Below are 11,662 nucleotides of genomic sequence, written 5' to 3' on the forward strand. Positions count from 1 at the left end.
CGCCCATCGGTTCCAGTGCGCTCGTCACGTCGTTCCCCCACCTGCCTTGATGTGATCGGCGAGCGACTCGAGCGGCACGCTCTCCTGCTCGCCGGACTCCATGTCCTTGACCTGTGCCTCGCCGCGCTCCATCTCGTCCTCGGCGAGGATCACGACGCGCGCCGCTCCGAGCTTCCCCGCCTCCTTCATCTGCGCCTTGAGGCTTCGCGACTGGTAGTCGCGCTCGACGCTCATGGCCCCACGCAGCTCGGCCGCAAGCTCGGCCGCCCGATGCTCCGCGTCGTCGCCCACGGCGATGATGTAGACGTCGGGCCGGGGCTCCCCGCCCTCGAACGCCCCCTCGCTCTGGAGCGCCGAGATGACGCGCTCGACGCCGGCCGAGACGCCGCACGCCGGGGTCGGCTTGCCTCCGAGTTCCTCGACGAGCCCGTCGTAGCGCCCGCCGCCGCAGAGCGCGCTCTGAGCACCGAGGGCATCGTGGTGCACCTCGAAGACCGTCCGCGTGTAGTAGTCGAGCCCGCGGGCGAGCGAGGCGTCGACCTCGAAGGTCACGCCGGACCGGCCCAGCAGGTCCTGCACGGTCTTGAAGTGAGCCGCGCACTCGTCGCAGAGCGCGTCGAGGATCGACGGTGCGTCCGAGAGGATCTCGAGGCACGTCTCGTTCTTGCAGTCGAACATCCGCCGGGGGTTGCGCTCGTACCGCTCGCGGCAGTCATCGCAGAACGCGTCCAGTCTGCCCCCGAGCTCCGTCCGGAGGAGCTCGTTGTAGGCCGGGGTGCACGACGGACACCCGGCGCTGTTCACGCGCGCGGCGACGCCGCGGAGACCGAGGCTCTCGAAGATGCGGACCGAGAACCCTATGATCTCGGCGTCCACGCCCGGACTCTCCGAACCGATCGCCTCGAGCCCCCACTGCCAGAACTGACGGTAACGGCCGGCCTGCGGCCGCTCGTAGCGGAACATCGGACAGAGGTAATAGAGCTTCGTGACGCGCGCGCTTCGCCCCATCGAGTGTTCGATGAACGAGCGGACGACACCGGCGGTTCCCTCCGGCCTGAGGGTCAGGCTTCTCCCCTTCCGGTCCTCGAACGTGTACATCTCCTTGCGGACGATGTCGGTCGAGTCGCCGATGCCGCGTGTGAAGAGCTCGGTCTCCTCGAAGACGGGCGTGCGGATCTCGCGGTACCCGTAGCGCTCGGCCGTCTCGCGGAAGACCCGCTCGACCAGGCCCCACTTCCAGCTCTCGTCGGGCAGGATGTCCTGTGTGCCTCTCGGCGCCTTGTACTTCATCCCTGGTTCCATCCCGTGTCTCAAGAAGGACGGCCGCCGCCCCGGTGCCCGACACGGCCGTCACCCCGTCATGTTCGCTCCCGTCTCGCTCTCATGCTCCTGTAGACGACGGCGGCCACGATCGCGCCGAGGAGCGTCCCAACGACGTCGGCCACCCAGTCGAGTCCCTCGAAGAGCCTGCCGGGGACGGTGGTCTGGTAGAGCTCGTCGAGAATCCCGACGGTTGCTCCGAGCGCGACGGTGTACGCGATCGCCCACCGGCGCCTGCGCTCGGGCAGCGTCTTCATGAACGCCCAGAGCACGAGCGCCCCGAGCCCTGAGTACTCGGCCAGGTGCGATACCTTGTCGCTCAACCTGAACCGGCCGAGCACCGGCCGCAGCTGCGGGATCGACGAGACCCCGAAGATCAGCAGGACGTACGCCGCCGCGGGCACCCATGCTGTCAGTCGGCGCTCCGTCTCTCGTCTCACAGCCGCCTCCGTCCGCGCGCCTCGGCCGGGCCGGTGCCCCGACGCCGCGTGCCCTGGACGCCGCCGCTACCCGTACGAGTGCAGCCCGCCGAAGATCATACTTCCGAAGATCGTGAAGATCGTCATCGCGAACCCTACGATCGAGATGATCGCCGGTACCGTGCCCCGCCAGCCGCGTACGAGCCTGACGTGGAGGTAGATCGCGTAGATGAGCCACACGATGAGCGAGCTCGTCTCCTTCGGATCCCACGACCACGGGCTGCCCCACGCGCGCTGCGCCCAGACCGCGCCCGCGAAGAGCGCGCCGATCGTGAAGAGCGGGAAACCTATGCCGATGGCGCGATACGTTACCCGGTCGAGCGCATCGGCGCTCGGAAGCCGGCTCGACCCGTCGTCGCCGCGGATGAGATGGAGCACCGATGCGACGAAGGCGACCGCGAACGCCGCCTCGCCGAGCACCGCCAGCGACACGTGGATCCAGAGCCAGTGGCTCTGGAGCGCCGGAATGAGCTGCTGGTCGATCCGGGTCGGGAAGAGCGAGGCGATGACGATGAGCCCGAACGCCAGCGGCGCTGCCAGTATCGTCAGGAGCTCGAGCCCCTTCCTCCGCCAGACCAGCAGGAGTCCGAGCGCCGAGGCCCACGCCAGAAGCGAGAGGTACTCGAACAGGTTGGCGATCGGCGGGTGTCCCGCCTGGACACCCCGTGCGACGAGCGCCGCCGTGTTGAGAGCCAGTCCGGCGATCGTCAGAACGAAGGTGAGCCGACGCACGGCCCCGCTCCTCGTGCCGATGTAGATCGACGCCGTCACCGTCCCAGCGAGATAGCACCAGAACGCGCCCCAGAAGAGGAGCATATCAATACTCTGCGTCACGGGGTCTCACCTCCCGTCTCGCGCCCGCTCCGCCCGGCCGGCGGCCGCCGGAACCAGAAGAGCAGCACGATACCGAGGGAAATCGCGGCGAACCCGCCGTACATGACCGGCGTGCCCGGCTGATGGGACACCTGGAAGCGAGTCAGCCCCGAACTGAAATCGGGCCGGTAGTCGAGCAGGTACAGGTGGACCGGCAGCCCCCCGTCACCGTGGCCGCGGTCGCCGAGGAAGAGCCACCGCTCGGTCACAGGATGGCCAGCCCCCGCCACCTGCACGCGAACCGCCGGGTTCCGGTGGAACGGCGAAGCCGGAGCGGCGGTTCGAGTGTTGATATCGTATGTGAAATGACCGATGAATTCCAACGCTTTCAGGGTCAGGTCGGTCCCCGGCACCTGCACCGTGACGTTCGGCGCGATCAGGAACTCCTCGTGCCACGTGTCTCCCGCGTCGTCCTCGAAAACGGCACGGACGAGCGCCGTGCTGAACGAGTCGGGCGCCGGCAGCATCTCGTGCTGGTAGATGCCGATGCCGCGATGCATGACCGGGTGGTTGACCTCGATGCGCTCGGTGCGGAGCTCCTCGCCGTTCTCAATGACCGTGACGACCGACACGTACTCGGAGAGCGCCCCCTCGCCGGTGAACTCCGTCCGGGCCTCCTCGACCCGGATCGAGAAACCGCCCTCGGGGACCTCCATGACGTCGCCCGGCGCAAGAAACCGCTCGCCGGAGTACCGGAAGCCCCACACGGATGTCACGAGACCGCCGACGAGCACAACGCCGATTCCGAGATGCGTAAGGAACGAGCCGAGCGAGCTCGCCGAGACGGACCGCCGGGCGCGGGCGATTCGCGCCAGCGCGCAGGAGACAAGAGAGAACGTCAGGAGTGCGAGCGTCGCGGCGAAGTACCACGTCGAGAAGACCCGGTGGAGTCCAAGCCTGACGACAACAAGCCCCACGACGTGCCCGTACCGCTCAACGTAGGCCGCCTCGGGGAAGTTCTGTCCGATGAGGACGCCCGCCATCGAAAGGACGGCGACCGCCACGAGCAGCCACACGGCTGTCCGCATGGAGACGAGCCAGCGGCGCACCGGAGGCACGAACGCGACGAACAGCGTCGCCAGAGCGGCGCCGGCTACGATGGCGATGGAGGGATTCTCCAGCATCTAACTGCGCTTCTCCTCGAGACGTGTTGTGATCCACGAGATCCAGTCGTCGATGCCCTCGCCCGAACGCGCCGACACCTGAAGGAGCTCGCAGTCGGCGTTCAGAACCTCGACCTCCCGCTGCACCTTTTCGACATCGTAGTCGAGGTACGGCAGCAGATCGATCTTGTTGAGAATGGCCAGGCGGGACTCGTAGAAGATCGTCGGGTACTTCATCGGCTTGTCGTCGCCCTCGGTCGTGGCGAGCAGGACGACCTTGCCGTCCTCGCCGAGATCGTACGTCGACGGACAGATGAGGTTCCCGACGTTCTCGATGAAGATGATGTCGGCGTGCTCGACGTCGAGCTCCGGCAACACCTCGGCCACCATCTTCGCGCTCAGATGGCATCCGCCGCCGGTGTTGATCTGGACGCCGGTCGCGCCGTGCGCCTTGACGCGATCGAGGTCGCGGGTCGTGCTGACGTCGCCCTCGATGACGAGTACCCGCAGGTCCTGAGGGAGCCGGTCGAGCGTTGTCTCGAGAAGGGTCGTCTTCCCCGAACCCGGGGAGCTGATGAAGTTGAGCACCAGTACGCCGGCGTCGTCGAACGTCTCTCTGTTCTTCGCCGCGACGCGGTCGTTCTCGCTCAGGATCTTCTTTCCGACATCGACCTTTGCCATGTTCTTCCTCACTGTGTGACAGGTGAACCACGGACGGGCTCCGCGAGCCCGACCTCCTACTCAGCATCGCCTCCGGGGGGGTCCCCGGCACCGTTCTCGTCGATCTCGAGCTCGCGGATGGCGAGCTCAAGTCCGGACGTGATCTCTATGTCGACCGACTCGCACTTCGGACAACCGAGCGCCACCTCCTGATACTCGAACGTGCTGCCGCACGACCTGCAGCGCCCGGCCAACGGGATCTCGTTCACGACGAGCTTCGTCTCCTCGTACGGCCCGTCCGTCGTGATGACGTCGAACGCCTCGCTCAGAAGGACCGGCTCGATCGTCGAGCCCTTCCCCACGTCGAGGAAGATGCGAAGGAGCTTCGCGCCCGGATGCTCCGCCATCGTCCTGTCGACGATCTCCAGCATGCTCTGACAGATGGACAGCTCGTGCATTCGGCTCCTCTCCCGCCGTGCATCGGAACCTCGTCGCTCCTCAGCAGATCCTCGGAAGCTGGACGCCCTCCAGCATGAGAAGCGGTCTCGCTCCGCCGACGCGCGTTCTGAGCGTGACGCCTGGCGGACCGCCCGCGCGTCCGATGACGGCCGCGTCTCGACCGAGGTCGTGCGTCCGGAGCGCCTCGACCACGCGCTCGGCCTCGTCGGCCGGCACGACGGCGACGACCTTCCCCTCGTTCGCCATGAAGAGCGGGTCGAACCCGAGGATATCGGTCACCGAACGGACCTCCCTCCGCACCGGGACCGCGGCCTCTTCGATCTCGATGCCGACGCCGGAACGGGCGGAGAGTTCGTTCAGCGTGGTCGCCAGGCCCCCGCGCGTCGGGTCTCTCATCGCGCGTGCCCCGGGCGCGGCCGTGAGAATGGTCGCCGCGATCTCGTGGAGCGGAGCGCAGTCGCTCTCGATGGTCTCGTCGATCTCGAACCCCTCACGCGCCACGAGGATGGCGGTCTCGTGATCGCCGACCGTGCCGCTGATGACGACCGCGTCGCCGTCACGGACGCGGGCGGCGCCGAGTTCGACGCCCTCGGGAATGAACCCGAGCCCGGCCGTGTTGAGGACGAGCCCGCCGAGACAACCGCGTTCGACGACCTTCGTGTCGCCGGCGGTCACGACGACGCCGGCCGTCTTCGCCGTCTCCGCGACCGAGCGCAGTGCGCGCTCGAGGTCGGAGACGGCGAGCCCCTCCTCGACGATCAGGCCCAGCGTCAGGGCGACCGGTCGCGCGCCCTTCACCGCCAGGTCGTTGACCGTCCCGGCGACCGCGAGGGTGCCGATGTCTCCTCCGGGGAAGAACAGCGGCTGGACGACGAACGAGTCGGTCGTCACGGCCAGGCGTCCCGGCTCGACCAGTCCGGAGACGTCGGCCGCGTCGTCGAGCTCGTCGAGCACCGGATTCGAGAGGACCCTCGCGATGAGCCCCTCGACCAGCTCGTGCATCAGGCGGCCGCCGCTCCCGTGAGCCAGCGTGATCGTGTCGTTCGACTTCACGTGCTCCTCCGATGCTCGTAGCGGAAGTGCGCGGCGCACGACCCCTCCGAGCTTACCATGCACGGCCCCACCGGGTCTCTCGGCGTACAGTCGGTCCCGAAGAGCGGGCAGTCGCCCGGCAGCTTGCGACCGAGCATGATCGCCCCGCAGATGCAGCCCTCGGGTTCGGCCGGCTCGGGCCGTTCGATGCCGAGCTTCGCGGCGGCGTCGCGGTGCATCAGGTCCTGGCTGAGAACGTAGCCGCTTGCGGGGATCGCCCCGATGCCGCGCCACTCCGCGTCCGCCGTGTCGAACGTCTCGTCGAGCAGCGACCGCGCGGTCGGGTTCCCCTCGGGACGGACTGCGCGACTGTACTGCGTCTCGACGCGGGCGGCGCCGCCGGACCGGACGTCGCGGACCTGCTCGAGGAGCATGACGATGCCCGCGAGGATGTCGAGCGGCTCGAACCCGGTCACCACACACGGGATGCCCGCCTCGCGGGCGACCGGCTCGTATGCGTTCGAGCCGATGATGGAGCTCACGTGCCCGGGACAGAGGAAGCCGTCGAGCGCGCGGTCGGGAACACCGACCAGGAACTCGAGCGCCGGCGGGACCAGCTTGAAGAAGGGAAAGACGGAGACGTTCGGAACGTCGCGCCGCTCGGCCTCGAGGAGCGCCGCCGCCACGGTCGGCGACGTCGTCTCGAACCCGACGCCGATGAAGACGATCTCGCGCGACGGCTCCTCGGACGCCAGCTTCACGGCGTCGAGGGCGCTGGTCACGACGCGAACGTCGGCGCCCGCGGCCCGTTCGCGTTCGAGCGACGACTCCGAGCCGGGGACCCGCATCATGTCTCCGAAGGTCGCGACCGTCACGTCGGGTCGCCGCGCGGCCTCGATGGTCTGGTCGATCTCGCCCAGGGGCGTCACGCAGACGGGGCAGCCAGGTCCGGAGAGGAGCCTGAGCTCCTCCGGGACGAGCGAACGGATCCCGGCACGGCCGATGGCGACCGTGTGCGTGCCGCAGACCTCCATGAGCGCGGTCGGCCCATCGACGAGCTCGCGAACGCGCCGGACGAGGCCCTCGGCCTCGGGCCCCTCACGGAACGCCTCGAAGTCGAGCAGCTCCTTCATACGTCGGTCCCGTCAGGTTCCGACCGCCCTCTGTCGGCCGCCTCGGCCATCTCCCGGAAGAGCCGCATCGTCTCGAGCGCGGACTCGCGGTCGACCTTCTCGATGGCGTAGCCCGCATGCACCAGCACGTAGTCGTCGACGGCCGTGTCGGGAAGGAGGCTCAGCTCGACCTCGCGGGTGATGCCCCCGAAGTCCACCTTCGCCCGCGTCCCGTCGACCTCACGGACAAGTCCTGGAACGGCAAGACACATTCTCTTCTCCTACCCCCTCTGGAGACGCCCGGCGCGCGCCCGGTCGGACGCCACGACGGCCTGCCCGAGCGAGACGCCGCCGTCGTTGGTCGGCACGTCTCTGTGGACGAGCGGCGTGAGTCCGCGCTCCTCGAGCGCCGCGATGAGCTCGCGGAGCAGGAAGCGGTTCTGAAAGACGCCGCCCGACAGCGCGACGCTGTCGAGGTCCCGCGCCGCAGCGAGTCGCTCCGCAGCCTCGGCGCAGAACCGGACGACGGTCGCGTGGAAGACCGCGGCGATCGTACTCGGCTCGACGCCCGCGCGGCGGTCCTCGAGCGCGCCCCGGACGATCGGGCCGGGATCCACGACGAGCACGCCGTCCTCCGTGAACTCGATCGGATAGGTCCTCCCGGCGCGCTCGCCGACGAGGGACTCGAACTCGATGGCCGCCTGCGCCTCGTAGCTGATCTCGTGACAGACCCCGGCGATGGCGCTGACGGCGTCGAAGAGCCGCCCTGCGCTCGACGTGCGCACTGCGCCGACGCTCTTCTCGGTCTGCTGCACCACGAGGTCGCGCTCGTTCTCAGGCACCATCGGGAAGAGCTCCGTCGCCACCGCGCCCAGGTCCTCGACGCCGGCTGCGTGAAGGTGCGCGAGCGCCACGCGGTACGGATGACGGATGGCCGTGTCGCCCCCGGGCAGTTGCACGGTTCCAAGGTGCCCCGCCCGGTCGAACGCCGCAAGCCCGCAGTCGAGGAACTCGCACCCCCAGATGGTGCCGTCGGTACCGTAGCCTGTCCCGTCGAGAGCGAGCCCGAGCACGCGCCCCTCGAAGCCGTTCTCCGCCATGACCGCCGCCGTGTGCGCGTGGTGGTGCTGGACGCCCGTGAGCGGCAGCCCCTCCCGATCCGACAGCTCCTCGGCGAAACGGGTGGCGAGGTAGTCCGGATGCAGGTCGTGCGCGATGACGTCGGGCTCGACGCGGAACCAGCGACGGAAGCGCGTCACGGTCTCCTCGTACAGGTCGAGCGTCGCGCGGTTGTCGAGGTCCCCGAGATGCGGGCTCACGTACGCGCGCCCGCTGGTCAGGAAGGTGAAGGTCGCCTTGAGCTCCGTGCCCGCGGCGAACACATCGGCGGTCGGCCACGGCACGTCGATCGGATACGGGGCGTAGCCGCGTGAGCGCCGTCCCAGCATAACGCGCCCGGCCTCGATGAACGTGACCGAGTCGTCGTTGCGGTTGACGACGCCGCGGTCGTGGTCGAGGAACGTCCGTGTCACACCCGGAAGCCGCTCCCGCGCCTCGTCCAGGTCGGCGACGATCGGCTCGCCGGGCGGGTTCGCGCTGGTCATGATGAGATGCTCGAGACCGTCCTCGAAGAGCAGCCGGTGCACCGGTGTGTAGGGGAGCATCACGCCGACGTACGCGTTCCGCGGAGCGATGCTCTCGGGGAGGCGGACCTCCGGCTCCGACCGCTTTCTCAGGAGGACGATAGGGGCCCACGGGCTCGCGAGGAGCGCCTCCTCTTCGGGCGTCGCCTCGGCGACGGCTCGAGCCGCTTCGAGCGAGCGGCACATCAGCGCGAACGGCTTCGCCGGACGGTCCTTCTTCTCCCGGAGCGCGCGGACGGTCTCCGCGTCGAGCGCGTTGGCGGCCAGATGGAACCCGCCCAGGCCCTTCACACCGACGATCGCCCCGAGCCTCAGGAGCCGGCGGGCGGCGTCGGCGGGACCGAGCGCGTCGAACCTCTCCGGAAGCCGCACGTACCGTCGTCCCGTCAGAAGCTCCGCCGGACCGCCGGCGGGCCACGGGACCACGAGCGTGAGCCCCGGGCCGCACACCGGGCAGGCGTTCGGCTGCGCGTGGAACCGCCGGTCCATCGGGTCCTCGTATTCAGCGCGGCAGTCGGGACACATCTCGAAGACGGCCATCGAGGTCGCCGGCCGGTCGTACGGCGTCCCCTGGATGATAGAGTACCGCGGACCGCAGTTCGTGCAGTTGATGAACGGGTAATGGAAGCGCCGGTCGTCCGGGTCCTCGAACTCAGCCGCGCACTCGTCGCAGACCGCGACATCCGGACAGATGAGGGTCACGGCCTCACCGGTGCGCTCGCTCGCGGCGATGACGAAGTCGTCGCCTTCGAACGACGACGGCCCGCGCTCGACAGCGTCGATGCGCGCCAGCGGCGGGGCTTCGTCCCGGAGCGACCGTTCGAAGGTCTCGAGCGCTTCCTGCGGTCCGGCGACGTCGATGAGCACGCCCTCATCGCTGTTGACGACGCGACCTGAAAGCCCCAGCCTCCGGGCCAGACGATAGACAAAGGGCCGGAACCCGACCCCCTGAACAACGCCTCTGACGGTGTAGCGAACAGCGGACATCCGTTTCCTTCCACCGGCGTTCGTGCGGACAGCGCGGGCGCCCCAAAACGGCCCCGCGGCGCCTCCCCACAGTCTATGTTCCGGAAGCGTCGATGGCAAGGCACGGGGTCGCCCCCGGTGCACGGGGCTCGGGTTCCCGCCAGACGACTGGAACATCAGGAACAGCTTCTGTATACTCCCGGAGGGGACGCCACCGTCCCCTCCGTTGTCATCTCTGGAGGACAGCCGTGACAGGAGTCCCACGAGAAATCGACGGTGCGCCCGTACCCGACGAGGTCGTCCGCGCCGCGGAGTTCCACACGCACCTCGGTCCCTTCCTGATCGTCGGGCTCAGGATGGGACACGTCATCACGCGAGCGCTGGGCCGGGAGCCCTTCACGGTACACATCCGCGCCCACACGGGCAGGAAGCCCCCGTATTCCTGCACGGCCGACGGCCTCCAGTGCTCGACGCCGTGTACGGTCGGGAACGGAGGGCTCCAGGTGACGGACCGGCGGGACATGTCGGCGGAGGGGGAATGCGACGGTCGTCGGGTCGTGGTGAAGCTCCGCTCCGAGGTCTTCGACTCCATCCGGCGTGACTGCAACGACGAGAACCAGGAGCGCTACGCGATGAGGCTGTGGGAGGCGACCGACGACGAGCTCTTCGAGATCGAGGAGGTTCGATGAGAGGCCCGGCGACCCACGACCCGGTGCCGAAACCGCACGAGCGGCGGTCGGCCGGACACCGTCCGATGACCACAGCGACGCTGACCGGCACGGCGCTCCTTCTCGCGATGGGGGTCGCGCTCCCGATCGTCTTCCACATGGTGCCCCTGGGCGGCAGGATCCTGCTGCCCATGCATCTCCCGGCGTTCCTCGCGGGGCTTCTGCTCGGCCCGTTCTCCGGACTCGTCGTAGGCGCGGGCTCGCCGGTCCTCTCGATGCTCGTCACCGGCCGGCCGCCCGTCTTCTACATGCTACCGATGCTCTTCGAGCTCGCGACCTACGGACTGGTCGCGGGTCTCCTCCGGCCGCGCTTCGAACGGCTCCTCGGCGACCCGGCGGAGGAGGTCGTCCCGGGCCGTCGTTCGCCCGCGGCGGTCGTCCTCGCGCTCCTCTGCGCCATGATCACGGGCCGCGCCGTCTGGGTGCTGGTCGTCGTCTGGCTCGCGCCGGTTCTGGGCATCGAGGCGCGGGGAGTCACGGCCGCGCTGGCCGCGCTCGGCGCCGGGTGGATCGGCATGCTCATTCAGCTCATCCTCATCCCGAGCCTCGTCGCGGCGATTGAGCGCACCCGCCGGGCGTGATACAATCGCGAGCCGTATGACCACCCCTCGGGCCGACATCCCGGCCCGGACGCCGAACACGGAAGGACGTACCATGCGCGTGCTCCTGATCCACGCCGACCGCTTCAGCTACCACGTGACCGAGAAGACCTCGGCCGTCTCGAAACTCGCCGAGCTCGATGAGAGCGCCATGAAGGGCTCGGTCGACGAGGCCCTCGTCGCGTTCCTCGCCTCGGAGAAGGCCGACGAGAGGAACGTCGAGTCGGTGGCAACGCAGGCGGCGAAGACGATCACGGACCAGGCGCGGGAGCTCGGCGCACCGACCGTCATGCTCTACCCGTACGCGCATCTCTCCAGCGACCTGTCCTCGCCGCGCGTCGCGACGAAGGCCCTCACGAGGATCAGGGAGCTCATGGAGGCCGAGGAGGAGCTTGAGATCCGCGAGGCCCCGTTCGGCTTCTACAAGGGGTTCGACATCGTCTGCAAGGGGCATCCCCTCTCCGAGCTCGCCAAGACCATCCTCCCGGGCGAAGAGGAGGCGGAGTCGACCGGAGACGAATCCGAGGCCCTGAAGGCCGAGGAGATCCTGGAGTCTGATTGGCGCGTGATGACCCCCGACGGTGGGAACGTCCCGGCGACGGAGTTCAAGCAGAAAATGGAGCGCGGCTTTCGGGCCATGTACAACTACGAGCTCGAGGGCAGCCGCGCGGTCGGCGAGCCGCCGGCG

General features: G+C 68.8%; 13 protein-coding genes. 3 read left to right on the forward strand and 10 right to left on the reverse strand.

Translation table 11 applies throughout. The features are described from left to right. Positions 1–24: 24 nt before the first annotated feature. The 10 genes from GF405_06465 to hypF all read right to left on the reverse strand — a co-directional run bounded on the left by GF405_06465 (position 25) and on the right by hypF (position 9,668). A complete protein-coding gene (locus tag GF405_06465) occupies positions 25–1,290 on the reverse strand; it encodes a histidine--tRNA ligase (GenBank protein ID MBD3367801.1) in 1,266 nt (421 codons plus the stop codon). A gap of 68 nt (positions 1,291–1,358) precedes the next feature. Next, a complete protein-coding gene (locus tag GF405_06470) occupies positions 1,359–1,760 on the reverse strand; it encodes a hypothetical protein (protein ID MBD3367802.1) in 402 nt (133 codons plus the stop codon). Between the two features lie 66 nt (positions 1,761–1,826). Then, positions 1,827–2,633, reverse strand: coding sequence for a c-type cytochrome biogenesis protein CcsB (gene ccsB / locus GF405_06475; protein ID MBD3367803.1), 807 nt, complete (start codon positions 2,631–2,633; stop codon positions 1,827–1,829). Then, positions 2,630–3,796: a hypothetical protein gene (locus tag GF405_06480; GenBank protein ID MBD3367804.1), complete on the reverse strand. Its 1,167-nt coding sequence runs from the start codon at positions 3,794–3,796 to the stop codon at positions 2,630–2,632. Before GF405_06480 ends, ccsB begins: the two co-directional genes overlap by 4 nt. Next, entirely contained in the window at positions 3,797–4,456 is a 660-nt protein-coding gene (gene hypB, locus GF405_06485; protein MBD3367805.1) for a hydrogenase nickel incorporation protein HypB, read from the reverse strand. 56 nt (positions 4,457–4,512) lie between these two features. Beyond that, entirely contained in the window at positions 4,513–4,893 is a 381-nt protein-coding gene (locus tag GF405_06490; protein MBD3367806.1) for a hydrogenase maturation nickel metallochaperone HypA, read from the reverse strand. A gap of 40 nt (positions 4,894–4,933) precedes the next feature. Beyond that, the gene (gene hypE, locus GF405_06495) at positions 4,934–5,947 is read right to left on the reverse strand and encodes a hydrogenase expression/formation protein HypE (protein MBD3367807.1); all 1,014 of its coding nucleotides are present in this window, start codon (positions 5,945–5,947) and stop codon (positions 4,934–4,936) included. Further along, complete coding sequence (gene hypD / locus GF405_06500) at positions 5,944–7,059, reverse strand: hydrogenase formation protein HypD (GenBank protein MBD3367808.1); 1,116 nt, start codon at positions 7,057–7,059, stop codon at positions 5,944–5,946. Before hypD ends, hypE begins: the two co-directional genes overlap by 4 nt. Next, positions 7,056–7,310 (reverse strand): HypC/HybG/HupF family hydrogenase formation chaperone, encoded by a 255-nt coding sequence (gene hypC, locus GF405_06505; GenBank protein MBD3367809.1) that lies wholly within the window; start codon positions 7,308–7,310, stop codon positions 7,056–7,058. Before hypC ends, hypD begins: the two co-directional genes overlap by 4 nt. 9 nt (positions 7,311–7,319) lie before the next feature. Beyond that, on the reverse strand, positions 7,320–9,668 hold the full coding sequence (hypF, locus tag GF405_06510; GenBank protein ID MBD3367810.1) for a carbamoyltransferase HypF: 2,349 nt from the start codon (positions 9,666–9,668) through the stop codon (positions 7,320–7,322). A 92-nt stretch (positions 9,669–9,760) separates the two neighbouring features. Between hypF and GF405_06515 the strand changes: the two genes are divergently transcribed. The 3 genes from GF405_06515 to GF405_06525 form a co-directional block, all read left to right on the forward strand. After that, positions 9,761–10,336, forward strand: coding sequence for a hypothetical protein (locus tag GF405_06515; GenBank protein ID MBD3367811.1), 576 nt, complete (start codon positions 9,761–9,763; stop codon positions 10,334–10,336). 65 nt (positions 10,337–10,401) lie between these two features. Continuing rightward, positions 10,402–10,956 carry an ECF transporter S component gene (locus GF405_06520; protein MBD3367812.1) on the forward strand — a complete coding sequence of 185 codons (555 nt, stop codon included), beginning with the start codon at positions 10,402–10,404 and terminating at the stop codon, positions 10,954–10,956. A 16-nt stretch (positions 10,957–10,972) separates the two neighbouring features. Beyond that, the coding region (locus GF405_06525; protein MBD3367813.1) for a hypothetical protein at positions 10,973–11,662 on the forward strand (690 nt) is incomplete at its 3' end.

Source organism: Candidatus Effluviviaceae Genus V sp. (assembly GCA_014728125.1).
In the GTDB taxonomy this organism is placed as follows: Bacteria; Joyebacterota; Joyebacteria; order Joyebacterales; family Joyebacteraceae; genus WJMD01.